A 26,462-nucleotide genomic window follows, 5' to 3' on the forward strand; every position below is an offset into this window, starting at 1 on the left:
CGGAGTTGAACCATGACCGTCATCGCCGAATCCGCGTTGCGAATCCTGATCCCGCGCAGGAATTCTCCCGGGCATTTGCGCCACGCCACGCGGCAACTGATTCGCCAGGCGATTGCGCAAATTCATGCCGAATCCCGCGCCGGCAGAAACCCCGGCTGAAATCCCCGTTGAATTGCCGGCGCGGCAACCGGGCCGGCTTTACAACCCCAGCCGCGGCTGCAGCCCGCGCCCGCGCTGCAGCCACTCGGCATCGAAGGCCTCCAGCGCCTCGCGCGCCGCCTCCAGCAGCGCCGCCGGCTCCAGCGCCGGCACTTTCAACTTGCGCACCGACGTGGGCACGGCGGTGACCAGCACCTCGTCGAGCAGCGCCACGCGGATGCCGCGCCGGGCGTAGATCTCGACCAGTTCCTCCCAGCACGCGCCATCGGCCTCGAACTGGCCGATGAGCAGCACGTTGCAGCGCTTGGCGCGCATGGTGCGCAGCACCGACGGGTAGTCGTCGCCCAGTTGCGCACGCAGCTCGATGCGCACCTCGTCATGGAATTCGAAGTCCACCAGCGCGCCTTCGCCCGGCGCGGCGTCGTCCACGCGCACGCGGCACTGGGCACGGGCCGTGAACTGCACGTGCGCGCCGTCCACCTCGAACAGCGCCTCGTCGAGCTGCAGCACCGGCTCCCACCAGCGCTCAACGGGCGCGCCGTCCGCCGGCACGGCCGGCACCGCGTCCAGCGGCGTGCCGGGACACTCCACCAGCAGCCGCGGCAGCTCGCGCTCCAGCGCCTGCAGCACGCGCGCCTTGTGGCGGCGGTGCGATTCCGGCGGCTCCTGCCCCTCGGCCAGCGGCGCGGCCAGGCCGTAGTCCTGGTAGCGCTCGGCGATGCGCGCCGGCAGCCGCGCCTGCCAGCCGCGCACGATGTTGTCCTGCGCCACCGTGGCGGCCAGCTGCGCCGGCAGGTCCGGATTCACGCGCAGCAGCAGCCGCAGGCAGAAGTCGGGCTGCAGGAAGCGGTTCTGCAGCCGGTTCTGCTCCGGCGTGCTCGCCGGCGGCCCGAAGTGCTTGTGCAGCCACTGCAGCAGCTGCGGATGGTGGCGGCGCAGGTGCGCGTGGCGCGCGCCCATGAGCCACAGCGCGTACTCGGCATGCACCAGCAGCAGCGACAGCGGCTGGCCCTGGTACTTGCCGTAGGGAATCAGTTCGAGCGCGGGCGGCGGCGCCTTGCGCCGCGACGGGGCCGCCGGCTTGTCCGGGCCGGACGGCGACTCCGCGTCGAAAAGACCATGCTGCATTCCCTCTGACTCCCTGACCAACCCGTTTGCCCACTGCCGCGAGGGCGGGATTGTGCGTGAGCCGCGCGCAGCCCCGCCCCGGGAAGGTGGCCGGACCGTGACGCAGGGCCCACAACCGGGCCGGCGCCGCGGCGGCAGGCAGCATCCCACCGGCACCGGCGCCCGGGCTCCAGGACGCCGCCCCCGATCCGGCCGGCATCCGCGGCGCCCATGGCTTTCCCGATTCATCGCCCCGGAATCTCGACCATCGAATCAAATTTCCCAGGCCCGGCGGCTACATCGAAATTCACCTCCAAATGTCATGGCATTGCAAATTCCACGGTATGCGTGACGGCCACGCCACGCGTCTGCCCGAATACTCCAGATGTCAGCAGATACAGTTATTTGGCAATATGTCGGAAAACTTGACAAAGACGGGCTTCACGACATTACAAATACCGCAAGCCATTGAAAGGACTGGAACTCCGGGGCATGGCATGCAAACTGCGTTTGAGTTTCCAAGGCCTGTCGCCGGCCCTTCATTTCGGAAAACTACAAAGGTCCACATATGTCCAGCAAGCCCCTGAAAACCCTTTTCAAGGCCGTTGCCGCCGCGGCGACGGCGGCGTCGCTGCTGAGCGGCGCGCATGCGGCGCCGGTGTCCTTCACGCTGACGAACATCGCGTTCGTCCACGGCGGAAGCTCGTCGTCCTACGGTTCAGGCAGCACCAACCAGCTGGGCGTCGATTTCCTGGCAGCGACCGGCCCCGTCAATTTCAATACGGACTTCGGCGTGGCGGCCCCATTCAGCGTCGGCAGCATCCGCTTCAACGACAGCGAGCCCAGCAAGATCAAGGGCACCGGCAAGGACAAGGGCAAGGAACTGGACGGCCCGCCTGAAATCACCAAGGCCGAAACCAACAAGCTGGAGCTGAGCGCCAGTTTCACGCTCCAGCTGGCGGACATTTCGCAAGCCTTCACCGTCACGAGCATCGTGACCGCCGTGGAAGGCCCGATCGGCGATGCGGAAGCGGATTACTCCATCGACTGGATCGATTTCCTCTTCAATGACACGAAGGGCCTGTCCTTCCGCGTTTCGCTGGCCGACCAGTCGTTCACGAACAACAGCCTGAATTTCTTCGAGCAGCTCGCGACCTTCACGCTGCTGTCGGCGCCCGCCGCGGTTCCCAACACCGGCACGCCCGGCACGCCCGGCACGGAGCTGCCCGGCACCAGCACGCCCAGCACCGGCACGCCCGTGAACGACGGCGGCATGGCCACGCCCTCGACGCCGCCCAACGCCGTGCCGGAGCCCGACACGCTGGCCCTGGCCGGCCTGGCCCTGGGCCTGGGCGCGCTGACGAGCCGGCGCCGCCGCCAGGCCTGACGGCGCCGGGACGGGACGGGCTTCAGGGCCCGTCCGCCGCGGCCTCGCCCGCCACCCCCTCCTCCAGCCGCCGCAGCGCCTCGGCCGACGCGGCCGGCGCCCGCCACGTGCGCCGCTCCACCAGGTTCATGGGCACCTGCGCGCCGCCCAGCGGCTCGATACCCAGCTCGGCCAGGCGTTGCAGCAGCTCGGCCAGCACCGCGTCGCGGTGCAGCGTCCAGGTCGAGGCGAAGCAGCGCCAGAACACCCAGCCGGCGCGCTCCAGCACGCGCTGGCGCTGCACGTCCTGCTGCCAGCGCTCGGGGCCGTGGAAGGCGTCGCCGTCGCACTCCACCGCCAGCCGCGCGTCATGCCCGCCCTCCACCACCAGGTCGATGCGCCAGGCCCCGGCGCGCACCTGCGGGCGCACGCGGTAGCCGCGCTGCACCAGCGCGTCGAACACCTCGCGCTCGAAGCCGGATTCGCACAGCGCGCGCAGCGGTTGCCCCGCCTCGTCCGCCGCGTCGCCGGGCAGCGGGTTCTCGAAATGCGCGAGCAGCGTGCGCCGCAAATCCTTCTCGGACAGGTCCTCCATGCGCAGCGAGCGCACCAGCACCATGCGGTCGCGCGCGCGGCTGGCCGCGACGTTGAAGCGCTGCTCCGCGCCGTTGCCCGACAGCGCCCGGCACTGCCGCGCGTCCACCACCAGCGACAGGAACATGATGTCGCGCTCGCTGCCCTGGAAGGTGCGCGCGTCGCCGCAGGTGAAGTGCCGGCGCAGCAGCTCGGCCGCGTCGAAGCGCGCGCGCACCACCGTGTCGATGTGCCGCGCCTGCTCCAGCCCCAGCAGCGACACCACGCCCAGCGTGCGCCCGGCCAGGCGCGGGTCGGCCAGCACCGCGCCGATCTCGTCGGCAATCGCCTGCGCCTCGGCATCGTTGCGGTCGCGGTGGTCGCGGCGGCCGTCCTCCACGAACAGGTCCACCAGCGGCGGGTCGATGCGCTCGCCCTCGCGCGGCACGCGCAGCGGCTGCACGCCGTGGTCGTAGAAATTGCGATTGGCGTACTCGATGATCGGCGCCACGCATCTGAAATGCTCCCGCAGCATCACCTGCTGCCCGGCGAACACCTGCGCCGCCAGGTCGTACAGCGATTTCTCGGGCGTCATGGCCGCGGCAAAGGGCTGCTCGGCCAGGAAGCGCTGGCGCAGGTCGTCGATGCGGGCGCTGCTGATGAAGCCGCTGTCGGGCGAGACCTGCTTGTGGTCGCCGACCACCAGCACCTTCTTGCCGCGGGCGATGGCCGGCAGCGCCCACAGGTCGGACTGGCTGGCCTCGTCCACGATCACGAGGTCGAAGGCGCCGATGTCCGCCGGCATCGATTCCGACACCCGCGCGTGGCTCATGATCCAGCACGGCACCGCTGGCGCCGCGTCGCGCATGGCGGCCTGCGCGTCGCGCCGGTAGCGCGCGGCGTTCGGCCCCGTGCCCTGGCCGATGCGGTGGATGGCGTTGGCATAGCCGGCCAGCGCGGAGAGCACCTTGAGCGAGGCGCCGGACCGCGTCGCCAGCCAGGCGGCGCGGGCCACCACGCCTTCATAGAGCTTCGACAGGCCCTGCTCCAGCTCGGCGCGGCGCGCCCACAGCTTTGTGAGCTCGGCGCGGGCCTCGATGCCCTCGACGTGCGCGCGGGCGCGCGCCCACGTCCAGGCCTCGCGCCAGTCCGGCGGCAGCACGGCGTCTTCCTGGCCCGGCGCGGCCGGCACGCCGCGCAGCCGCTGCGCCAGCCGCGGCGCGCCGGCGGCCTCGAAGCGGTCGGCGCCCTCGCGCACGGCGGCCAGCGCATCGGCCAGCGCCGCCACGCGCTCACCTTCCAAACGCAGCGCGGCCTCGCGCGCGGCGAAGTTTTCGGCGTCGATGCCCGCGCCGCCCAGATCCTGCGAAAGAAAGTCGCGCCAGCGCTGGCCCAGCGCGCCGCCGCGGACGAGGCGCTGCAGCAGCGCCTGCCGCTGGCGCGGCGCCGAGGCCAGGGCCTCGTGCGTGAGGTGGCGCTTCAGTTGCCGGTGCAGCCGCTGCAGCTGCTCCACCGACACCATGTGGCCGCCGCCCGGCGCCGGCAGCGGGTTCACGGCGAGCAGCGCCTGCGCGCGGCGCGGCAGCGCGGCGTCCACGTCCTGCGCCAGCCGCAGCGCCAGGCCGGCGATCAGCGCCAGCCGCTCCAGCTTGCGCAGCGCGCCCGCGCCCTCGTCGGCCAGCGCCGGCAGCCCCAGCTCCGGCGCCAGCCGCTGCCAGCGCAGCAGCAGCGATTGAAACGCCGACTGCAGCGCCATGAAGCGCTGCACCAGCGCCCAGTCCTCGGCCGTGGCCGGTTCGCGGCCCTCGACCCGGATGGCGGCCACGCGCCGGCGCGCGTCGCTGTCGCCAAACGGCAGCCAGCCGAACGGTTTTCCATGGCGCGCCGCGCGCTCCACCGCCTCGCGGGTGCGGGTGCAACCGAGCGCGTCGTTGGGCACATCCACCGGGCGCTGCAGGAACTCGCCGCGGCGCTGCGCCAGCGCCGGCACCTCGGCCAGCAGCTTGGCCAGCGCCTCGCGCTCGGCCTCGAAGCCGGGCTCGGCCAGGCGCGCGCGCAGCGTGCGGGCCCAGTCCTGGCCGGTGTTCTCGAAGGCCTGCGCCGGCTCCAGCGCCGCTTCCACCGCCGCGAGCAGCGCGCGCGCCTCTTCCGGCTCGCCCTGCAGCGCGGGCAGCGCGCCGCGCGCCAGCTCGCCTTCGATGCGCCGCAGCCGCTGCAGCGCCTGGTGCAGCTGCGCCAGCGCGGCCGACTCCGGCAGCGTCTCCATGGCCGGCGGCGGCTCGGCCAGGTAGGCCAGGTCCACGCCCAGGCGGCGGCGCGCCTCGCGCAGCGCCTGGGCCGCGGCCTCGTCCGGCGGCGGTGCCGCGTCGGCGCCGATGCCCAGCGCATCGTCGAACCAGCCGAAGCGCCGCTCGCCCTCGCGCACCAGCTCGGCGAGCTGTTGCGGGCGCAGCGAGCGGCCGTCGATCTCCACCGTGGACAGCTGCGCGCGGGCGATGGCGTCCACGCGGCGGTCGATGCGCGCGAGCTCCGCGTGCGCGAGCTCGATGGCCTCGTGCGTGGCGGCGATGCGCCGGCGCGCGTCCTCGGGGTCGAGCTGCGAGACGCGGTGCTGGATCGCCTCGATGGCGCCCTGGAACTGGCGCAGGCCCTCGCGGTCGCTGGACAGCAGCGCCACCGTCAGCGGCCGCACTTCCGCGGGAATCTTGTCCTGCAGCACCTGCAGCGCCGGCTCGCCGCGCGAGGTCACCAGCACGCGCCGGCCCGTGGCCAGCCAGTGGCAGATGATGTTGGCAATGGTGTGCGTCTTGCCCGTGCCGGGCGGGCCCTGCACCGTCACGCCGTCGCTGCGCTCCAGGCGCTGCACGATCGTGACCTGCTCCTGGTTGTAGGGCAGCGGGAAGTACAGCTCGCGCACCTCGCCGCTGCCGTCCTCATCGCCGCCGCGGCTGGAGAGGCCGCGCAGCCGCGGCAGCGGCGCGGCGTCAGCGGGGGTGTCGGGCGGCGGCGTCACCAGCGCGGCCGGGCCGCCGGGCAGGTCGGGCAGCGCCTCCAGGCCGGCGCGCAGCCGGCGCAGGTCGTCGATCAGGTAGTTGTTGGACTGCGGCCGGGCCAGCAGCGCCCAGCCGTCGGTGACGGCCAGGTGCTCGCCGGCCGGCGGCACGGCGCCGCCCGCGGCCAGCACTTCGAGGTAGCGGCCCTGCGGGTCGAGCGTGCCGGCGATGCGGCGCAGCAGCGGCTCGATCGCCTCGGGCTGGAACGGCGACGGCGCCAGCGGCTGCTGGCTCAACCATTCGCGCCCGGAGATCTCCAGCTCCGCCGCGCCCGGCACCTGGCAGGCGATGAAGGCATCGAGCTCCAGCCGCGGCGCGGTGCTGCGCGGGCGCAGCTCCAGCGCCAGGGTGTCGGCATCGAGCGTGATCTCCAGCGCCTGCGTCAGCAGCGGGCAGCGGAACGTGAAGGGCTTGTCTTCCCACTGCAGGCGCCAGGTCGCCACGCCCAGGCCCCAGACCAGCTCGACCGGCTTGCTCGTCTGCTGGGCTTCGAGCTGGTGCATGAGCGCGAACAGCTCGCCGTAGAGCGCGATGCTTTGCCGACGCGGCGTTTCAACGTCGGCCCAGGCGCGCCAGCGGGCGCTGACGTCGTCCAGCGCCCGCTGCAGCGCGGCGCGGAAGCGCGCCTGCGCCTGCTCGATGCGCTCGCGCAGCTCGTCGTCCAGCGCACCCTGCGCCGGCACGGCCAGCGCGCGGCTGTCCGACGGTGCGGCTTCGGCGCCGGCCGCGGGCGCCAGGCGCAGCGCGAAGCGGGCGATGTCGTTCAGGGCGTGGTCGAGCTGGGACTGATCGACGGACGGCGGCGGCCCGGCCGGGTCGCCCGGGACGACGAGGAGCTTTCGGAAGCGCTCCTCGGCCGGCGGCGGCGCGACGGGCTCCAGGCGCGGCACGCGCAGCCACAGCGGCGCGCCGTCGGCGTCGAGGCGGTCGAACTCGAGGCCGGGCAGGCCGAGCAATTGGGCCGGTTCGCGCAGGAACAGCGACGCGAAGCGGGAGAGGTCGAAGGCGCGCGGATCGATGTCGCGCGCCTGTTCAGCGATGTATTCGAACAGCCGGCCGAGGAGTTCCCGGGGTGTCGGCATGCGTGCGTGCTCCAAGACTGCAGGCTTTCTGGTTCGGGGGACTGGGCGGCCGGCGCGGGACGGCGGGCAGGCGCTGGAGCGGCGCTGGCACGCCCGCGGCGGCGCGGGGTGGAATCGTCAGCGCCCGGCGGCGCTGGGGCCGCCGGACGAATGGGGACGGTAGCAGAGCGGATGGCTCATGGCGTGAGCCAGCTGAGAAAAAAAACAGTAAGCGGAGCGGGAACGCAGTGGAAGGCAGGCAGCGGCCGGCGTCTGCGGACCTTGAGAGAAGGAGACAGCGTCGAACCCGCCGATCCGGCTCCATTCGCTGGCCTCAAACCGCAACCGCTCCTGGATTGCCACTGGACCAAGGTCACCATGACGGCCGCATGAGAGCGATTGCGCTTTCGAACCGGATCAATATGGCGGACGACCCTGCACCGTGGTGGCTGCATGATTTGTCGTGTTGTCTCCGCAAATGCCGGGTCGCGCAAACTTGCTCCAGCACGCCGTTTTCCGGCCTCGAACAGGAAACGGCAAAGCTGCCCGAAACCAGGAGACACTCATGAGACGGCTTGTGATCTGTGCGGACGGGACCTGGAATGCACCGGATGGCGACGACGATGATGTGGACGTTTCAACCAACGTGCTGAAGATTGCAAGAACCCTGTGCCCGGTGGCAGAAGACGGGGTGTCGCAAATAGCCTATTACCTGAAAGGCGTGGGCACCGGAAATGCCCTCGACAAGGCCGTCGGCGGCGCCACGGGACGTGGTATCGACGACAACATCATGGATTGCTATCGATTCCTGGTGCATAACTACACGCCTGGAGACCAGTTGTACTTTTTCGGATTCAGTCGCGGTGCCTATACGGTGCGCAGCCTCGCCGGATTGATCCGCAACAGCGGCCTGTTGAAATTGCAGTTCGAAGGCATGATCGGGCAGGCTTATGAGTTGTATCGGGACCGTGATCCGGAAAAGAGCCCGACCTCCGAAGCCGCGAAGATTTTCCGCAACAACTATGCCCACGAAGGCGTCGAGATCGAATGCGTCGGTGTCTGGGATACGGTCGGTGCGCTCGGCGTGCCCGTCGGCCTGCTGAATCGGCTGTTGCACAAGCGGTACGATTTCCACGATACCCAGCTGAGCAGCCATATCAAGAATGCGTTTCACGCCCTGGCCATCGACGAGAAGCGCAAGCCCTTTGCGCCGACGCTTTGGCAGCAGCCCGTGCGCGACAAGGACAGGAACTGGCTGGAGCAGGCCTGGTTTGCCGGAGCCCATTCCAATATCGGCGGAGGCTATCCGGATACCGGGCTATCCGACGTGGCCTTCCGCTGGATGATCGAGCGCGTGCAGGACCGCACCAGGCTGCGTTTCGACGACAATCTCGTCAATCTGTCCACGCGCCCGAAGCCGACCGGAAGGCTGGTCAACTCCATGTCGCCCGCATTCGAGGTCATGGGCCGGTATGAGCGCATGCTGGATGCGCACCGCGCATCGGGCAACTCGGATGAATTCAACACTTGGGAATATGTCCACGAGAGCGTGTTGCAACGCCAGAAGGAGCTGCAACGTGATCCCTACCGGCCGGACAATCTTGTCGCTTACCTGCGGCTGAACCCCTGTTATGTCAGCACGCGCTGGCCGGCAAATGCTTATCAGCTGCTGGAGTGAATATGTCAGCGGCCTGTACCATCCAGCAAACCATTCTGGTACAGGTAGGGCCCCAATTTAGCCGGTGAATTCAATACCGCAGTCTTGATGGCGGCGGGCACCGTCCGGCACAGGACCGCGAGCGGCTGTTGGCCGCAGCCGCCACGGCTTCAGCCGTGGCGCGCCCGAACGCTGGATCAGCCGCTCAATGCCGGCTCTCCGACAACCCCGCCGCTGGGCTCTGCCCTCCCAGGCCCGAGCCGGTGCCGCCCGTCAGCGGCTGGCCCAGGGTGCTGGAGCCGGAGCCGGAACTGGCGCTGGAACCGGTCCCGGCGCTGCTGCTCCCCGAGGGCGTCCCGTCCCCCGCGTTGACCGAGGACACGTTCTCCGAGCGGATGGGCGACTGCGCCGCGCTGGAAAACTCGTCCACGCGCCCGCCCGAGGCCGCGGTCTCGCGGTAGGACTTGCCGCCGACGCCCAGGGAGGACAGGGACGGCAGCGACGACATCAGCGACGCGCCGCCTTTCTTCTTCGAGTACGCGGACATCGCAACCGCGCCGATGACGAGGCCGACCAGGAATCCAGGCATGGTGCTCTCCAGAGGAATGATGGAACCCGAAGGTCGGCAAGTCGCATGCCCTGCCGGCGCCGATGTCCGCTGCCTCAGCCCGACACCCGCGCGTGCTGAGCCAGCAGCGCGCGCAGCGCGTCCAGCTCCACCGGCTTGGTCAGGTGCCCGTCGAAGCCGGCCTCGGCCGTGCGGCGCCGGTCGCTCTCGGCGCCCCAGCCGGTGAGCGCGACGATGGCCGCGCCCGAGGTCTGCGGTTCGGCGCGCAACCGGCGCGCCACCTCGTAGCCGTCCAGCCCCGGCAGGCCCAGGTCGAGCAGCACCAGCTGCGGGTCGAAGGCGCGCGCCTGGCACAGCGCCGCGGGGCCGTCCGCCGCCCAGGCCACGCGGTGGCCCAGCGCCTGCAGCAGCGCCACCAGCATGGTCAGCCCGTCCGGGTTGTCCTCCACCACCAGCACGCGCGGCAGCGCCGAGCGTGCGCCTTCAGAGCGTGCGGGCGCCATCGGCACGGGCGGCCGCGCCACGGGCGCCAGCGGCAGCTCCACCGTGAACGTGCTGCCCTCGTCCAGCCCGTCGCTGTGCATGCGCACGCTGCCGCCGTGCATCTCGGCGAGCCTCTTCACCAGCGACAGGCCGATGCCCAGTCCGCCCTTGGCGCGCGCGGCGCTGTGGTGCAGCTGCGTGAACATCCGGAACAGCTTGCCCTGCTGGTCCGGCGGCACGCCGATGCCGTTGTCCACCACCTCCACCACCGCGCGCGCGCCCGCGCTCCAGCCGGCCAGGCGGATGTCGCCACCGTCGGGCGTGTACTTGGCGGCGTTGGTCAGCAGGTTGCCGATGACCTGCACCACGCGCGCCGGGTCGGCGTCGAGCAGCACGGCGTCGTCGGGCAGCTGCAGCGCCAGCCGGTGCTGCGCGGCCTCGATGGCCGGGCGCGCCGTCTCCACCGCCTCCTGCATCAGCCGGCGCAGCGGCACCACCTCGCGCTGCAGCGTGATCAGCCCGCGGCTGATGCGCGAGACGTCCAGCAGATCGTCGATGAGCCGCGCCATGTGCGTGGCCTGCCGGTCGATGATGTTCTGCGCCTGCGCCTGCCGCCCCGGGTCGGCCGACATGCGCAGCAGCGCGATGGCGTACTTGATCGGCGCCAGCGGGTTGCGCAGCTCGTGCGCCAGCGTGGCCAGGAACTCGTCCTTGTGCCGGTCCTGTTCGCGCAGCAGCGCGTCGGCGCGCACGCGCTCGATGTGCGCCCAGCTGCGCTCGACCACCTCGGCGATCACGGAGATCTCCGCCTCGCTCCAGCGCCGCGGCCGCGCCTGGTGCACGGCCATCATCGCCACCAGGCGGCCGCCCTTGACCAAGCCGGCGCAGACGATGGCCTTGATGCCGATGGCGTTGAACATGCGCCCGCCGCCGTCGTCGCCGAGCTCGCGGTCCACGTCGTTGACGACCAGGTGGCGCCCTCGGCGCAGGTTGAACGTGGCCTGTGGCCCGAACAGGTCCAGCGAGTACACGCCGGCGCTGCTGGGCACGCCCGGGCGGGCCCAGTCGCTGCGGATGGTGAAGCGGTCGTTGTCGGGCTCCACGTCGGCATAGGCACAGCGCGTGGCGCCCAGGTGCTGGCCAAGCATGCGCGCGGTGACGGCCATGATCTCGGTGGCGTCGTTGAGGCCGCGCACGGCCTGGCCGATGCGGTCCAGGAAGCGCAGCCGCTCCTCGCTGGCGCGCAGCGCCTCCTGCGCGCGGCGCTCGGCCGTCACGTCCACGCAGGTGCCCACCCACTCGCGGATGCCGCCGTCCGCGGCGAACACCGGCGCGCCCTGCGCCATGACCTCGCGGTACTCGCCGTCGAAGCGGCGCAGCCGGTACTGCAGCAGCACCACCGCGCGCGCGGCCAGCCCCTGGCGCCAGCGCGCCGCGACCTCGGCCCGGTCGTCGGGATGCACGGCCTGGCTCCAGCCCCAGCCGCGGTACTCGTCGAAGCGCTGGCCGGTGAAGGCACTCCAGGAGGGGTTCTCGATCTCGATGCCGCCGTGGGCGGCGGCGTGCCACACCACGGCGGCGGGCGCTGGAGCCGCCGCGCCGGACGGCCCAGCGGCAGCCCGGGCGGCGAAGGGTTCATCATCGACAGGCACGGCGGGAAAGTTGGCGTGAAAAGACAAGGCAGGTCAGCAATTGGCCGTCCCGGGACAGTCCCGGACCCCACCGGAAGAAGGTCCGGCAGGCCCGGGTTCGCGGCCCGGCCTCAACCCTGCGGCTTGCCTCCCGTGCTGCCGAAGATGTCGCCGCTGGTGAAGGGCGACGCCGGGTCCGCCAGCAGCACGTACAGCGGCGCGATCTCCGCCGGCTGGCCCGGGCGGCCCATGGGCGTGTCGCCGCCGAAGTTGGTGAGACGCTCCATCTTCTGGCCGCAGCTGGGCTGCAGCGGCGTCCAGTACGGCCCCGGCGCCACGGCGTTGATGCGGATGCCCTTGGGCGTGAGCTGGCGCGACCAGGATTTCGTGAACGACGTGATCGCCGCCTTGGTCGCGGCGTAATCCGAGATCTCGGGCGAGGGGTCGTAGGCGTTGATGGACGCCGTGTTGATGATCACCGCGCCAGGCTTCAAATGCGGCAGCGCCGCCTTGGTGATCCAGAACATGGCGTAGACGTTGGTCTTGAAGCTGGCGTCGAAGTCCTCAGTGGTGATCTCGGCCAGCGAGTCGCGCGCCTGCTGGAAGGCGGCGTTGTTGACCAGGATGTCGAGGCCGCCGAGCTGCCTGACGGCCTCCTCGACCATCTGGCGGCAGAAGGCTTCGCTGCGGATGTCGCCCGGCAGCGTCACGGCCTTGCGCCCTTCGGCGCGGATGAGCTGCACCACCTCGCGCGCGTCTTCCTCCTCGGCCGGCAGGTAGCCGATGGCCACGTCGGCGCCCTCGCGCGCGTAGGCGATGGCCGCGGCGCGGCCGATGCCGGAATCCCCGCCGGTGATCAGCGCCTTGCGCCCAAGCAACTTGCCGGCGCCGCGGTAGCTGCGCTCGCCGTGGTCGGGGCGCGGCGTCATCTTGTTGGTCAGGCCCGGGCGCGGCTGCTCCTGCTTCGGAAACGGCGGGCGCGCGTAGGCGCTGCGCGGGTCCTGCGGCGGCTGCGCCGCGGCGCCGGGCGCGGGCGCGCCGCCGGCCGGGACGTTCTGCGCGGTGGCCGTGGCGCCGGTGCCCAGCAGGGCCAGGCCCGCGCCCAGGCGCAGGGCGCCGCGGCGCGGCGGGATGGCGGAGTCGTCGGGGGAATCCATGGAATGCTTCCTTCACTGCGGCCGCCGGAGGGCGGCGGAAGCACGGCGGTCGGCAACGCCCATTCCCGGGTGCGCGCTGCGTGCGCAACCACACCTTGGCCGGGCCCGTCAGGCGCCCCGCGCCAGCGCCTCCAGCACGCCCGGCTCGAAGTGGCCGTCGATGAAGTCCGCCAGCCCGTCGAACACCGCGTCCAGCGGCCGCACCCGCGCGCCGAACAGCGCGTGCAGCACGTCGCCCGACTCGAACAGCCCGTGCGCGTACAGGCCCAGCACGCTGCCACGCTGCCAGCCGATGGGCTCGCCGGCCTCGTTGCGCAGCGCCACGGCGCAGCCGTCCACGGCCTGCGTGCGGCCGTGGCGGATCTCGTAGCCCTCGAACGCGAGGCCGGACAGCGCGCCCCAGGGCGCGGGCAGTGCCTCGAAGCCGACGCGGCCCGGGCGCAGCAGCTTTTCCGCCGCGAAGGTGGTTTCCAGCGGCAGCAGGTCCAGCCCCGGGCCGGCGCCGTCCACGCCATGCGGGTCGTGCAGCGCGCGGCCCAGCATCTGCAGCCCGCCGCACACGCCCAGCAGTGGCCGGTGCGCGGCGGCGTGGCGGCGGATCGGCGCCTCGAAGCCCTGTGCGCGCAGCCACGCCAAGTCGCCGCTGGTGTGCTTGGAGCCGGGCAGCACGATCCAGTCCGCGCCCGCCAGCTCGGCCGGCGTGCGCGCCCAGGTCAGGCGCACGCCGGGCAGGCGGCGCAACGGCTGGAACTCGTCGAGGTTGGAGATGCGCGGGTACGCCACCACGGCGACGTGCAGGCCCTCGCCGCGCGCGCCCTCGGCGTCGTGCAGGCCGTCCTCCTCGGGCAGGCCATGCTCGCGCCACATCGGCAGCACGCCGACCGTGGGTACGCCGGTGAGGTCCCGCAGCTGCTGCGGTCCCGGCGCCAGCAGCGCCGCGTCGCCGCGGAAGCGGTTGAGCACGAAACCGCGGATCAGCGCGCGCTCCTCGGCCGGCAGCAGCGCGTGCGTGCCGTACAGGTGCGCGAAGGCGCCGCCGCGGTCAATGTCCGTGACCAGCAGGCAGGCCGCGCGCGCGGCCAGCGCGGTGCGCATGTTCACGTAGTCGCTGGCGTGCAGGTTGATCTCGGCGGGCGAGCCCGCGCCCTCGATGACGACCAGGTCGTTCTCCGCCAGCAGCTCCTGCAGCGCCTGGCGCGCCGGCGGCCACAGCAGCTCGCTGCGGTGGCGCCAGGGCACGGCCATCAGGTCCGGCCGGGCCTGGCCCAGCACGACGACCTGGCTGGCGGTGTCGCGCTCGGGTTTCAGCAGCACCGGGTTCATGCGCACCTCGGGCACGGCGCGCGCGGCCAGGGCCTGGAAGTACTGCGCGCTGCCGATCTCGCCCGTGCGGCCGTGCAGGCCCGGCACCACGCGCGCGTTGTTGCTCATGTTCTGCGCCTTGAAGGGCGCGACCTTCAGGCCCCGGCGCGCATACCAGCGGCACAGCGCGGTGGCGAGCCAGCTCTTGCCCGCCCCGCTGGTGGTGCCCAGCACCATCACGGCTTGTCCCAATCCGTCTCCTCCGTTGTCGGCGAAGACGGGATTGGACACGAGCCTCAGCGCATCGCTTCCTGCGCCGCCTTGGCGAGGAACCCGGAGCGCGTCATGTGGTGCGCGTCGGCCCACGCGTCAATGCGCTGCACCAGGTGCGCCGGCAGGCTGATGTTGAGCCGTACCGGCCTGGCGTCGAGGCGGCTCAGGTCCACCTCGGCCAGCAGCCACACGCCGCCCTCGTATTGCGGATCGCGGGCCAGTTGTTCCAGCGGGGTGGGCGGCGGCACCGCCTCGGGCTCGTCGTGAAAGTGTGCCTCCACGGCATCCTGGATCGCGTTGGGCAATCCCTCCCAGTCATCGGCCGCGGCGAAGCAGCCCGGGAAGTCTGGAAAGGTCACGCCGTGCGCGTGCGTGGCGTCACCCATGTGCACGTAGACGGGATACAGCATGGCAACTCCTGGCGGGAAGCTCAATATACACACGAATACACAAATTCCAGGCGAGTACCGTTTTGTCAATGCACTCGCCGCCGATGCCGCCGCCACAGCCACACCAGCAGCGCCGCGCCCAGGAGCGAGCCCATCAGCGCCATCTGGTAGTGCTGCAGTTCGCCCAGCAGCGCCTGCGCCGCGGCGCCGAAGACCCAGCCGATGCCGCCCACCAGCACCGCCCAGATCACCGCCCCGATGCCGTTGAACAGGATGAAGCGCCAGGCCGGCAGCGGCGACGCGCCGATGAACAGCGGCCCCGCGATGCGCAGCCCGTAGGCGAAGCGCAGCCCGATGATCAGCGGCGCGTGCCAGCGCTCCAGCAGCACGTGCACGCGCTCGGCCTTGGCCGCGAGCTTCGGATGCCTTTCCAGCAGCTGCGGCCCGCGCCAGCGGCCGAGCCAGAAGTAGATCTGGTCGCCCACCATCGCCATCACCGTGGCGATGGACAGCACCGCTTCCGGCTCCAGCCGCCCCTTGTGCGCAGCGAATCCGGCCAGCACCAGCACCGTCTCACCTTCGAGCAGGCAGCCCAGCGCCAGCATCCAGTAGCCGTGGGTTTCGATGAGGGTGCCCAGGTTCATCGCTCCTCCTTGCGCGGCCGGGACCCAACCCGGGCCGCCCGGTAGCAATCGGTAAGCCGCGTGCCGCCGCGGCACCGGCCGTGACTATCCTCGACCGGCGCCCGCTGGGGCATCACGACAGGAGGCTTCCTTGAGCAACGACGCCACGACGTCCGGCCGCGAGGGCTGGGCCTGGACCCTGCGCTGGCCGCCCGGGGGCGACGGCGGCTGGCTGAAGTTCGCCCCGGACCAGCTCTGGCAGCCGGTCAACCCGGGCTGGAGCTTCGGCAACGTCACCGTCAACCACGGCAACTCCTCGGCCCCCGAAGTGGAGCAGGCGGTGCTCGCCCGCTACAGCTACGGTCGCCAGATCGGCCGATTGATGGACGCCGTGGAAGCGCTGGTGGACGCGCTGCCGCCCGCGCAGCAGGAGCAGCCGGCGCTCAGGCGCTTCAAGCAGCTCGCCCAGGAGGTATGCGAGCTCAAGAAGGAAAACCGCGCGCAGCGCCTGCGGCGGCTGCGCGCGGAACTGGCCGAGCTCAGGAGCAGCGACCCCGAGGGCTGGATCGCCCTGATGCGCGAGCGCTGATCAGCCCGCCGGGGACATGGGCCTCACAGCCGCTCGAAGATCCCCGCCGCGCCCTGCCCCGTGCCCACGCACATCGTGAGCAGGCCGTAGCGCCCGCCGCGCCGGCGCAGCCCGTGGATCAGGTTGGCAGCGCGGATGGCGCCCGTGGCGCCCAGCGGATGCCCCAGCGCGATGGCGCCGCCATAGGGGTTGAGCTTGGCGCGGTCGATGCCGACGCTGTCCACCACCGCGATGGCCTGCGCCGCGAAGGCCTCGTTCAGCTCGATCCAGTCCATGTCGGAGAGCTGCAGCCCGGCGTACTTCAGGGCCGCGGGAATCGCCTCGATCGGGCCTATGCCCATGATCTCCGGCGGCACGCCCTTGACCGCGAAGCTCACGAAGCGCGCCAGCGGCTGCAGGTTGAAGCGCTTCACCGCCGCCTCGCTGGCCAGGATCAGCGCGCCGGCGCCGTCGCTGGTCTGCGAGCTGTTGCCCGCGGTCACGCTGCCCCTGGCGGCGAACACGGGCTTCAGCTTGCCCAGGCCTTCGAGCGTGGTGTCGGGGCGCGGGCCTTCGTCGGTGTCCACCAGGCGCGTGGTCTTGATGACTTCGCCCGTGGCCAGGTCGGGCCGGCGCTCCACCACCTCCACCGGCGTGATGGCGTCACGCACCTCGCCGCTGGCGATCGCCGCGACGGCCTTCTGGTGCGAGGCCAGCGCAAACTCGTCCTGCGCCTGCCGGCTCACCTTCCACTGCGCCGCCACCTTCTCCGCCGTCAGGCCCATGCCGTAGGCGATGCCCACGTTCTCGTCGCGCGTGAACATCTCCGGGTTGAAGGACGGCTTGTTGCCGCCCATGGGCACCAGGCTCATCGACTCGACGCCGCCGGCGATCATCACGTCGGCCTCGCCGACGCGGATGCGGTCCGCCGCCATCTGGATCGCCGTCAGGCCCGAGGCGCAGAAGCGGTTCACCGTGGCGCCGCCCACCGACGACGGCAGCCCGGCCAGCAGCACGCCCAGGCGCGCCACGTTCATGCCCTGCTCCCCTTCCGGAAAGGAGCAGCCGACGATGGCGTCCTCGATCGCCGCCGGGTCCAGCGACGGCACCTGCGCCAGCGCGCCACGCAGCGCGGCCACCAGCAGGTCGTCCGGCCGGGTGTTGCGGAAGTAACCGCGGCCCGACTTGCCGATGGGCGTGCGCGTGGCCGCGACGACGTAGGCCTCCTGAACTTGCACCGTGCTCATGTGGTGTGTCCTCGTGTTCGGTGTTCAGTTGCGCACGGGCTTGCCGGTCTGCAGCATGCCCATGATGCGTTCCTGGGTCTTGGGGTGGCCCAGCAGCGCGCAGAAGTGCTTGCGCTCCAGGGCCATCAGGTATTCCTCGGTCACCGGCGTGCCGGCGTCCACGTCGCCGCCGCAGATCACGTCGGCGATCATGCGGGCGATGCGGTAGTCATGCGCGCTGATGAAGCCGCCGTCGCGCATGCCCACGAGCTGCGCCTCGATGGTGGCGATGCCCGAGCGGCCCGCCACCGGGAAAGCCTTCTTCAAGGGCGGCCGCCAGCCGGAAGCGGCCAGTGCCTTCGCCTCGTTGAGCGCCACGAACAGCAGCTCGTCCTTGTGCGGCACGACCACGTCGCCGTCCTGCAGGTAGCCCAGCTTCCTCGACTCCAGCGCGCTGGTGCCGACGGTGGCCATGGCTGCGGCCGTGAAACCGTCCTTCAGGAAAGGCAGTAGGTCGGTGTTGGGTGCGGCGGCACCCTTCTCCGCGGCGCGGCGCGCGATGTAGGTCAGGCCGCCGGCGCCGGGGATGAGGCCCACGCCGACCTCGACGAGGCCGACGTAGCTCTCCATCGCCGCCACGCGCCTGGCGCAGTGCACCGCCAGCTCGCAGCCGCCGCCCAGGGCGATGCCGCGCATCGCGGCCACCACCGGCACGCCGGCGTAGCGCACGCGCAGCATCATCTGCTGCATCTTCTGCTCTTCGGGCCCGATGCCGGCCGGACCCTTGGCCATGAACACCGGCATCAAAGACTCCAGGTTCGCGCCGGCCGAGAACATCTCGTCGGGCGACCAGATCACCAGCGCCTTGAACTGCTTCTCGGCCAGCTCCACCGCCTTCACCAGCGCCGCGGTCACATCCGGGCTGATCAGGTGCAGCTTGGAGGTGATGCTGGCGATCAGCACCTCGCCGTCCAGCGTCCAGGCGCGCAGCTCGGGCTCGCGGAACAGCTCGGTGCCGGACTTCAGGGCATCGGCGCCCAGCCCCGCCACGGTCTCGGGGAACAGCTGGCGCTCATACACCGGCAGCTCGCGCCGGGGCACGAAGCGCGCCTGCGAGGCGCTCCACGAGCCCTCCGGCACGTGCACGCCGCCGCGCTCGGCCACGGACCCCTCGAACACCCAGGCCGGCAGCGGCGCATTCGACAAGGCCTTGCCCGCCTCGACGTCCTCGCGCACCCACTGCGCCACCTGGGCCCAGCCCGCGGCCTGCCACAGCTCGAAGGGGCCCTGGCTCATGCCGAAGCCCCAGCGCAGCGCGAGGTCCACCTCGCGCGCGGAGTCGGCGATGTCCTGCAGGTGCACCGCCGCATAGTGGAAGCCGTCACGCAGGATCGCCCATAGGAACTGCGCCTGAGGGTTGGTCGATTCGCGCAGCAGCTTCAGCCGCTCCGCCGGTGCCTTCTTCAGCATGCGGCCGACGATCTCGTCGGCCTTGGCGCCCGAAGGCACGTACTCGCGCTTGGCCGGGTCGAGCCGCAGGATGTCCTTGCCCTGCTTGCGGTAGAAGCCCGCGCCGGCCTTCTGGCCCAGCGCGCCCTGCTCGATCAGGCCGGCAAGCACCGGCGGCGTGGCGAAGTGCTCCTTGAACGGATCGTCGGGCAGCTGCTCGCGCATGGTGCGGACCACGTGCGCCAGCGTGTCCAGGCCCACCACGTCGGCGGTGCGGAAGGTGCCCGAGCTGGCGCGGCCGAGCTTCTTGCCGGTGAGGTCGTCCACCACGTCGTACGTCAGGCCGAAGCGCTCGGCCTCCACCATCGTGGCCAGCATGTTCATCACGCCGACGCGGTTGGCGACGAAGTTGGGCGTGTCCTTGGCGCGCACCACGCCCTTGCCCAGGCCGGTGGTGACGAAGGTCTCCAGCTGGTCGAGGATCTCGCTCGCCGTCTGCGGCGCCGGGATCAGCTCGACGAGCTGCATGTAGCGCGGCGGGTTGAAGAAGTGGATGCCGCAAAAGCGCGTGCGCAGGCCTTCGGGCAGCGACTGCGCCAGTTGCGTGATCGACAGCCCCGAGGTGTTGGAGGCGACGATGGCGTGCGGCGCCACGTGCGGCGCGATCTTCTCGTAGAGCGCCTGCTTCCAGTCCATGCGCTCGGCGATCGCCTCGATCACCAGGTCGCATTCGGCCAGCAGCGCCAGGTCGTCGTCGTAGTTGGCGGCTTGGATCAGCGCGCCTTCCTCGGCCAGCGCCAGCGGCGCGGGTTTCAGCTTTTTCAGGTTGTCCACCGCCTTGGCGACGATGGCGTTCTTGGGCCCCTCCTTCGCCGGCAGGTCGAACAGCACCACCGGCACGCGCACGTTGATGAAGTGGGCCGCGATCTGCGTGCCCATCACGCCGGCGCCGAGCACGGCGGCCTTGCGGACCTGGAATCGACTCATGGAAAAGTCTCCTTGGAAAGCTTGGAGAGGAAATCGAGGGGCAAGCGACCAGGAAAGGCGCGCCGCGGCGCCGCTATTCCACGCGCTGCCAGGTCTGGCTGCGGCCCAGCGCCGGCAGCCCGATGTAGCCGCGCACGCCCAGGCGGCTGCCGCCGTCCTCGGGCCGCAGCCGCACCTTGTAGACCTTGCCGTTGTTCGGGTCGAGGATGTCCCCGCCGCCCCACTGGCCGGGCTCCTCCTGGCGCACGTTGCGCAGCACCGTCATGCCCAGCACGGGCTGGCCCTTGCGCTCGTCGCTGCAGGCGTCGCAGCGCGAGTCCGCCTTGGCCGGGTCCAGCACCTGCTCGACCCGGCCCGAGAGCACGCCGCCGGACTCGGTGATGCGCACCAGCGACTTCGGCTGCCCGGTGGCGTCGTCGATGGTGCGCCACAGGCCCACCGGCGTGGCCGGCTGGGCCCAGGCGGCCGCCGGCACGGCCGCGACGGCCAGCAGCGCCGCGGCGCCAAGCAGTTGCGCGCGCATCAGAACAGCGCCTCGTCCAGCGCCATCAGCGGCTGCGCGCCGCTGCGCGCGCGGCGGATGAGCATGGCCGTCTCGGGCAGCAGCTTGGCGAAGTAGAAGCGGATGGTGGCGAGCTTGGCGCGGTAGAACGCGTCCTCGTCCTGCTTCTGCAGCGCGATGCGCGCCTGCAGCGTGAACAGGTAGGCGAACACCAGGTGCCCGCACACGCGCAGGTAGTCCACCGCCGCGGCGCCGACCTCGTCGCGGTTCTGGAAGGCCTTGAAGCCCAGCTCGGTGGTGAGCTTCACGACCTTGTCGCCCAGGTCCGCCAGCGGGTTGACGAACTCCTGCATCGCCTCGTTGACGCCTTCCTCCTCAATCAGCTCGCGCACCTTGGCGCCGAAGATCTTCATGCGCCGGCCGTTGTCGGCGAGCACCTTGCGGCCCAGCAGGTCCAGCGCCTGGATGGTGTTGGTGCCCTCGTAGATCATGTTGATGCGCGCGTCGCGCACGAACTGCTCCATGCCCCACTCGGCGATGTAGCCGTGGCCGCCGAAGACCTGCAGGCACTCGGAGGTGGCGATCCAGCCGTTGTCGGTGAGGAAGGCCTTCACCACGGGCGTGAGCAGCGCCAGCAGCTCGGCCGCCTCCTGGCGCTCGTCCTCGTCCTCGGACGCGTGCGCCTGGTCCAGCAGCAGCGCGCTGTACATCGCCAGCGCCCGGCCGCCCTCGGCATAGGCGCGCGCCGTCAGCAGCATGCGGCGCACGTCGGGGTGCACGATGATCGGGTCGGCCGGCTTGTCCGGCGCCTTGGGGCCGGAGAGCGCGCGCATCTGCAGCCGGTCCCGGGCATAGGCCACGGCGTTCTGGTAGGCCACCTCGGTCAGGCCCAGGGACTGCATCCCCACCCCCAGCCGCGCCGCGTTCATCATCACGAACATGGCCTGCAGCCCCTGGTTCGGCTCGCCCACGAGCGTGCCGTGCGCGCCTTCGAGCACCATCTGGCAGGTCGAGTTGCCATGGATGCCCATCTTGTGCTCCAGGGCCGAGCAGAAGATGCCGTTGCGCTCGCCCAGGCCGCCGTCGGCCTGGGGCAGGAACTTGGGCACCACGAACAGCGAGATCCCCTTGCTGCCCGGGGGCGCGTCGGGCAGCCGCGCCAGCACCAGGTGCACGATGTTCTCGGCCAGGTCGTGCTCGCCGGCGGAGATGAAGATCTTCTGGCCCGTGAGGCGGTACGAGCCGTCGGGCTGCGGCTCGGCCTTCGTGCGCAGCATCCCCAGATCGGTGCCGCAATGCGGCTCGGTCAGGCACATGGTGCCGCTCCACTCGCCGCTGGTGAGCTTGGGCAGGTAGAGGGCCTTCTGCTCCTCGGTGCCGTGCGCGTGCAGGCATTCGTAGGCGCCGTGCGAGAGGCCGGGGTACATGGTCCAGGCCTGGCTGGCGGAATTCAGCATCTCGTAGAGACACTGGTTGAGCACGATGGGCAGGCCCTGGCCTCCATGCCCGGGGTCGCACGACAGCGCGCCCCAGCCGCCCTCGACGAACTGCTGGTAGGCCGCCTTGAAGCCCGTGGGCGTGCGCACCTCATGCGTGTCCTTGTCGAGCGTGCAACCTTCGCGGTCACCCACGGCGTTGAGCGGCTGCACCACCTGCGCGGCGAACTTGCCCGCCTCCTCCAGCACGGCGTTGATGGTGTCCGCGTCGGCATCCGCGTGCCGCGGCATGGCCTTGAACACCTCGGCGACCTGCAGCATCTCGTGCAGCACGAACTGCATGTCGCGCAGCGGGGGCGTGTACTGGGGCATGGGCTTCTCCTCGAAAGGCTGTTGAAGGGGCTCAGCCGCGCGCGGCAGGCGATGGGGAGACGGTGGCGTCGGCGCCGCCGGGCGCCGCGGCCCAGCGCTCGACGATGCGGTCGAATCCGGCGCGCGCGCGGCGCGGCGCGTCGTCGCGGCGCAGCAGCCGCGCGTCGTGGTGCACGGCCAGGATCAGCCCGTGGATCTCGAAGCGCAGCTGCACCGCGTCGGCCTCGGCGCGCAGGTGCCCCTCGTCAAGCGCAAGCTCGATGGCGCGCTCCAGCGCCGCGTGCCAGTCCGCCACCATCGCCACCAGCGCGTCGCGCACGGCGCCGGGGCGGTCGTCGAACTCCACCGCGCCGCTGATGTAGATGCAGCCCGCGGCCAGCTCCGCCGTGACCCGCTCCAGCCAGTTCTCGAACAGCACGCGCAGCCGCGGCAAGCCCCGCGGCACGCGCAGCGCGGGCTCGAACACCTCGGCCGAGAAGCGGCGGTGGTACTCGCGGATGACGGCGATCTGCAGTTCCTCGCGCGAGCCGAAATGCGCGAACACGCCCGACTTGCTCATGCGCGTGTGCTCGGCCAGCAGCCCGATGGACAGGCCTTCCAGCCCCGCGTGCAGCGCGTGCGTCAGCGCCGCGTCCAGGATCACCGCGCGCGTGGCCCGCCCCTTGCCGGAGCGGGCATCGGCGGCAGCGTCGGGAGAGCGCAGGGCTGGGGTCATGGCATCGCCTGGAATACGAACGTTCGTTCTATTCTAGGGACATGAAGAACCCCGGCGCAAGCCGGGGTTTGTGCGTAGCGCGGCGCCGCGCGGCGCGGCGCGGCGCCGGCAGGAATCAGAAGGACTGCGAGTACTGCGCGCCCAGGATCCAGATGCGGTTGTCGTAGCTGCCGGTGACGCGGCCACGGCCCAGGGCCACCTCGTCGTTGTCGATCTTGGGGTCCTTGACGCGGATGTAGGCGACGCCGAAATCGATGCGGCTGTCGGGCGAAAGGCGCCACTGGGCGCCCGCGGTCAGCCACAGGCGGTTGCCATCGGGCAGCGACACCAGCGTGGTGCTCGGGCCGCGCACCGGTGTGCGGTCGTAGGCCAGGCCGCCCTTGAGCGTCCAGGCGCTGTCGAGGGTGTAGTTCGCCCCCAGTGCCATGCGCCAGGAGTTGCGGAAGTTGGCCTTGAGCGTCTGCGCCGGCGGGCCGTTGGCGGCGTCGGGGTTGGCCGCGGTGGGGCCGCTGCGCCGGATGTCCACATCCTGGATGCTGTCCCACCCGGTCCAGGACAGGTCGCCCAGCAGTTCCCACTGCGGATTCACGCGCTGCGCCAGCGACAGGAGCACGGTGTCGGGCAGCTTGATGCGTGCATACGCCGGCCCATTGACGGCCGGAGCCAGCACCCCCCCAGCCAGCCCGCCCGCCTTCAGGTCGCCGGACACGGTGTGCTTGATGGCCGAGCGGTAGGACAGGCCCACGCGGGTGTCCGGCGAAGGCTTGTAGAGCAGGCCCACGTTCCAGCCCAGGGACCAGTCATCGGCCTTGAAGCTCACCGTCGAGGCGGCAAGGCCGGGGGTGGCCACGGACGCCAGGCGCAGGTAGTCCGCGTCCAGCAGCTGGTAGCTCACGCCCGCGCCCAGCGAGAGCGTGTCGTTGACCTTGAAGGCCAGCGACGGGTTGATGTTGATGGTCTTGACGTCGAAGTGCAGGGCATGGGCGCCGCCGACCCACGGATTCCCGTACTCCGTCTTGAGCCCGAACGGTGCGCTCACCCCGATGCCGGCCCACAGTTGCGGGCTCAATTTCCAGCTTAGGTAGGCGTTGGGCACGAAGTTGGTCGTGCCCGCGTTGCCGCCGTTGCCCGCGGCAGCGAGCGCGCCGACCTGGGAGCCGTTGTCACGGAACTTGGCACTGATGTCCACCACCGAGCCGCCCAGCGAGACCTCGCGGTCGCGCAGCTCGGTCATGCCCGCGGGGTTGAAGAAGATGGTGCTGGCGTTGTCGGTGGCCGCGGCCGAGCCGGCGTAGGCATTGGCGATGCCGCTGGCGTTCTGCTCCAGCAGCTGGAAACCCGCGGCCTGCGCCAGCGAGCAGCCCAGCAGCCCCAGCAGCGCGGCGGGCACGGCCTTGAGCCGGCTGCTGTACGGGCGGGCGGGCGTCGAGATCCTTGTCATGCGTTGTCTCCTGCGAAACGAGTCGATCGAGCGGTTGGAACGGGATGCGCGCCGCGCGCCTCCCTCTCAGGTGGGACAGGATGATCCCCATGTCGGGCGGTTTCAGTCCGTGACAACGCCAGCTTGTGGCGTCCGGGCAACGGCCGGCGGCGGCGGCCCGGGGCGCTCACCGTTCCGGCGAATGCGCCTGCGGCGGCGGCCGCAGCCACTGCGCGATGCCCCACCAGGCCAGCGCCCAGGCCGCGCCGATGATCCAGCCGGCGAGCACGTCGCTGGGCCAGTGCACGCCCAGGTAGACACGGCTGGCACCCACCAGCACCGTCAGCACCACGGCGCAGGCCATCACGTGCAGCCGCAACCGCCGCCGTGTCAGCTGCCGCGCCACCAGCGCCGCCAGCGTCAGGTACACCAGCGCCGCCAGCAGCGCATGGCCGCTGGGAAAGCTGGGCGTGAGCACGTAGGCGCCGTGCGGCACCAGGTCCGGGCGCGGACGGCCGAACAGATCCTTGAGCAGGTCCGACAGCAGCGCGCCGCTCAGGCACGCCGCCAGCACCGAGACCGCCGTGCGCCGCCGCCCGGCCAGGAACAGGAAGCTGGCCACGCCCAGCAGCAGCAGGCCCAGCACGCCATGGCTGCCCAGCGCGGTGAGGTCGCGCATGAAGCTCTCGAACCAGCGTGGGCCCAGCGGATCGGCCGGGTCGGCCGGGTTGCGCAGCGCCAGCAGCAGGGCGCGGTCCAGCGCGTGCGTCTCGCCCTCGCCGATGTCGTCGCCCAGTGCCATGAAGAGCCACAGCCCCGCCGCCGCGGCCAGCAGCGCCGCCAGCACGCGCGGCTCGGGCCGCCGGGTCCACCACCTGTCCATGCCGTTCCTTTCCTCGATTGAATGACCGCGCCTGCGCCCCCCGCGCCGCCGCCCGGCATGCCGGCTGCCTGCAGCGGCGCTGCGGGCCGCGATCGCGGGCCGGTGCGCGCGGCCGTTACCTCCTGTGCCAACGGCTACGGCGGCGGTGCTGGATTTGTCGCGAGCGCCGGACTATGCCTGCGCTGTGGCGGGCTGCACCGGCGCGGAGAAGGAATGGCAATGAGCTTGCAATCGGGGATCGGGATGCTGGCGCTGGTGCTCGGCTCGGCCAGCGCGGGATGGCTGCTGCACGGGCTGGCCCGGCCGCCGCAGGCCGAGCCGGCGGCCACCGCGGCAGCCGAGCCGGCGGATGCGGCGTCGCGCGGCTCGCTGCTGGCCTTTCCGCAGGTCACGGGCAGCGGCGCCGCGCCCGATGCCGGCGCGCCGGAGGTGGAGCTGCACGCCGACGGCAGCGCCAGCATCCGCGTGCAGCACCGGCCGCCGGCCTGGGTGCTGGCCGAGCTGTGCCGCCAGGGCGCGCGCGGGCTGCCGGGCTGCGGCCCGTCGGCCACGGCCCAGGCCCAGCCGGCGGCGCCGGTGGCGGCGCTGACCCCCGCCCCGGAGCTGGCCCCGCCCGACGTCTCCCGGCTGCTGCCGCGGCTGCGCGACCCGGCCGAGTCGGTGCGCTACCAGGCGCTGATGCACGCGCGCGCCGAGGGGCTGATGCTGCCCGAAGGCACGCTGCGCTCGCTCATGGAAACGGACTCGTCCGAGCGCGTGCGCATCGAGGCCTACGAGGCCTGGGTCGAGGCCCATTCGGGCACCGACGACGACCTGCGCGCGGCCCTCAACACCGTGCTGCGCATCCCGCAGCCGGCGCTGCAGGCGCGCGCGCGCGAGCAGCTCGACGACCTGGAGGAAAGCCTGCGCCAGGACGCCGCCTCGGCCCAGCAGCCGCCGCGGTTCTGAGCCCGAAGGCAGCGGACCTCCGCGCGCCCGGCGCAGCAGGCGGCCGGCTCGGCCAACCCCTCGCGCTTTCCCGCCCCCGCTTCCGGGGGAGACCTGGCCGCACCGCGCCTGGCTCCCCTGGGCGGGGGCTTGCCTCCATCGGAGCCATGCGCCGCGGGTTCGCACCTAGACCTCCCTGGGGAGGCGGCGGCCGCGCGGCGCGCCTACCTTGTGTGCAGGTGCATGAGAGAGGCCCGCCGGCAGCGGGCGCGGACGGCGGCCCGGTTGCGGACGCATCGTCCCCGGGCAACACGAGGAGATGGCGATGAGGGGAGTTCAAGGTCTGGGCGTGCTGGCGCTGACGGCGCTGTCGGCCACCGCCGGCTGGATGCTGCTGGTGCCGCGGCCCGTCGCGCACACGCCCGTGGTCGTGATGGCGGCGCAGCCCGGCACGGCGGCGCAGGCACTGTCGGTGATGGCCTGGCCGCGGCCGGCCGCCGAAGCGCCGGGCGAGGCGGCCGCGCCGGCGCAGCCGGCAGCAACGCCGGCCGGCCGTGCGCCGGCCGCGGGCGGCA

At 71.7% G+C, this 26,462-nt stretch carries 20 protein-coding genes and 1 pseudogene; 6 read left to right on the forward strand and 15 right to left on the reverse strand.

Annotated features, from left to right (window positions below; genetic code table 11):
- Nucleotides 1-12: 12 nt before the first annotated feature.
- On the forward strand, nt 13-159 hold the full coding sequence (locus FJ694_RS25645) for a hypothetical protein (protein WP_157270166.1): 147 nt from the start codon (nt 13-15) through the stop codon (nt 157-159).
- A 39-nt stretch (nt 160-198) separates the two neighbouring features.
- Here FJ694_RS25645 and FJ694_RS25650 read toward each other — a convergent pair whose 3' ends face one another.
- Nucleotides 199-1,287, reverse strand: coding sequence for a hypothetical protein (locus FJ694_RS25650; RefSeq protein ID WP_157270167.1), 1,089 nt, complete (start codon nt 1,285-1,287; stop codon nt 199-201).
- 547 nt (nt 1,288-1,834) lie between these two features.
- On the opposite strand from FJ694_RS25650, the gene FJ694_RS36795 reads away from it, so the two are divergent.
- Nucleotides 1,835-2,653, forward strand: a complete 819-nt coding sequence (locus tag FJ694_RS36795) for a PEP-CTERM sorting domain-containing protein (RefSeq protein WP_198320994.1) — start codon at nt 1,835-1,837, stop codon at nt 2,651-2,653.
- A gap of 22 nt (nt 2,654-2,675) precedes the next feature.
- Here FJ694_RS36795 and FJ694_RS25665 read toward each other — a convergent pair whose 3' ends face one another.
- Entirely contained in the window at nt 2,676-7,340 is a 4,665-nt protein-coding gene (locus FJ694_RS25665) for a PDDEXK-like endonuclease domain-containing protein (RefSeq protein ID WP_157270168.1), read from the reverse strand.
- A 544-nt stretch (nt 7,341-7,884) separates the two neighbouring features.
- On the opposite strand from FJ694_RS25665, the gene FJ694_RS25670 reads away from it, so the two are divergent.
- Nucleotides 7,885-8,997, forward strand: coding sequence for a T6SS phospholipase effector Tle1-like catalytic domain-containing protein (locus tag FJ694_RS25670; RefSeq protein ID WP_157270169.1), 1,113 nt, complete (start codon nt 7,885-7,887; stop codon nt 8,995-8,997).
- Nucleotides 8,998-9,181: 184 nt separating this feature from the next.
- Here FJ694_RS25670 and FJ694_RS25675 read toward each other — a convergent pair whose 3' ends face one another.
- The 6 genes from FJ694_RS25675 to FJ694_RS25700 form a co-directional block, all read right to left on the reverse strand.
- Nucleotides 9,182-9,565, reverse strand: coding sequence for a hypothetical protein (locus tag FJ694_RS25675; protein WP_157270170.1), 384 nt, complete (start codon nt 9,563-9,565; stop codon nt 9,182-9,184).
- A 74-nt stretch (nt 9,566-9,639) separates the two neighbouring features.
- Nucleotides 9,640-11,679, reverse strand: coding sequence for a PAS domain-containing hybrid sensor histidine kinase/response regulator (locus tag FJ694_RS25680; protein WP_198320995.1), 2,040 nt, complete (start codon nt 11,677-11,679; stop codon nt 9,640-9,642).
- 110 nt (nt 11,680-11,789) lie between these two features.
- Nucleotides 11,790-12,815 (reverse strand): SDR family oxidoreductase, encoded by a 1,026-nt coding sequence (locus FJ694_RS25685; RefSeq protein ID WP_157270172.1) that lies wholly within the window; start codon nt 12,813-12,815, stop codon nt 11,790-11,792.
- 108 nt (nt 12,816-12,923) lie between these two features.
- Entirely contained in the window at nt 12,924-14,354 is a 1,431-nt protein-coding gene (locus FJ694_RS25690; protein WP_157270186.1) for a cobyric acid synthase, read from the reverse strand.
- A 59-nt stretch (nt 14,355-14,413) separates the two neighbouring features.
- Nucleotides 14,414-14,800, reverse strand: a complete 387-nt coding sequence (locus FJ694_RS25695) for a type II toxin-antitoxin system HicB family antitoxin (RefSeq protein ID WP_157270173.1) — start codon at nt 14,798-14,800, stop codon at nt 14,414-14,416.
- A 65-nt stretch (nt 14,801-14,865) separates the two neighbouring features.
- Nucleotides 14,866-15,423: a DedA family protein gene (locus FJ694_RS25700; RefSeq protein WP_157270174.1), complete on the reverse strand. Its 558-nt coding sequence runs from the start codon at nt 15,421-15,423 to the stop codon at nt 14,866-14,868.
- Between the two features lie 130 nt (nt 15,424-15,553).
- On the opposite strand from FJ694_RS25700, the gene FJ694_RS25705 reads away from it, so the two are divergent.
- Nucleotides 15,554-15,991, forward strand: coding sequence for a hypothetical protein (locus FJ694_RS25705; protein ID WP_157270175.1), 438 nt, complete (start codon nt 15,554-15,556; stop codon nt 15,989-15,991).
- 23 nt (nt 15,992-16,014) lie between these two features.
- On the opposite strand, the gene FJ694_RS25710 is transcribed toward FJ694_RS25705, so the two are convergent.
- The 7 genes from FJ694_RS25710 to FJ694_RS25740 form a co-directional block, all read right to left on the reverse strand.
- A complete protein-coding gene (locus FJ694_RS25710) occupies nt 16,015-17,217 on the reverse strand; it encodes an acetyl-CoA C-acyltransferase (RefSeq protein ID WP_157270176.1) in 1,203 nt (400 codons plus the stop codon).
- A gap of 24 nt (nt 17,218-17,241) precedes the next feature.
- Complete coding sequence (locus FJ694_RS25715) at nt 17,242-19,632, reverse strand: 3-hydroxyacyl-CoA dehydrogenase/enoyl-CoA hydratase family protein (RefSeq protein WP_157270177.1); 2,391 nt, start codon at nt 19,630-19,632, stop codon at nt 17,242-17,244.
- A 73-nt stretch (nt 19,633-19,705) separates the two neighbouring features.
- Nucleotides 19,706-20,155, reverse strand: coding sequence for a DUF2147 domain-containing protein (locus FJ694_RS25720; RefSeq protein ID WP_157270178.1), 450 nt, complete (start codon nt 20,153-20,155; stop codon nt 19,706-19,708).
- Nucleotides 20,155-21,942, reverse strand: coding sequence for an acyl-CoA dehydrogenase C-terminal domain-containing protein (locus tag FJ694_RS25725; RefSeq protein WP_157270179.1), 1,788 nt, complete (start codon nt 21,940-21,942; stop codon nt 20,155-20,157). The genes FJ694_RS25720 and FJ694_RS25725 overlap by 1 nt, the downstream gene beginning before the upstream one ends.
- Nucleotides 21,943-21,973: 31 nt before the next feature.
- Entirely contained in the window at nt 21,974-22,657 is a 684-nt protein-coding gene (locus tag FJ694_RS25730) for a TetR/AcrR family transcriptional regulator (protein WP_157270180.1), read from the reverse strand.
- Between the two features lie 115 nt (nt 22,658-22,772).
- A complete protein-coding gene (locus tag FJ694_RS25735) occupies nt 22,773-24,098 on the reverse strand; it encodes an OmpP1/FadL family transporter (protein WP_157270181.1) in 1,326 nt (441 codons plus the stop codon).
- Nucleotides 24,099-24,264: 166 nt separating this feature from the next.
- Nucleotides 24,265-24,960, reverse strand: coding sequence for a phosphatase PAP2 family protein (locus tag FJ694_RS25740; RefSeq protein WP_157270182.1), 696 nt, complete (start codon nt 24,958-24,960; stop codon nt 24,265-24,267).
- A 219-nt stretch (nt 24,961-25,179) separates the two neighbouring features.
- Between FJ694_RS25740 and FJ694_RS25745 the strand changes: the two genes are divergently transcribed.
- Nucleotides 25,180-25,908: a hypothetical protein gene (locus FJ694_RS25745; RefSeq protein ID WP_157270183.1), complete on the forward strand. Its 729-nt coding sequence runs from the start codon at nt 25,180-25,182 to the stop codon at nt 25,906-25,908.
- A gap of 304 nt (nt 25,909-26,212) precedes the next feature.
- Nucleotides 26,213-26,462, forward strand: a pseudogene (locus FJ694_RS25750) (hypothetical protein); the annotation flags it as partial.

Origin of the sequence: Azohydromonas aeria, from assembly GCF_009760915.1 — a bacterium.
Classification (GTDB): Bacteria; Pseudomonadota; Gammaproteobacteria; order Burkholderiales; family Burkholderiaceae_C; genus Azohydromonas; species Azohydromonas aeria.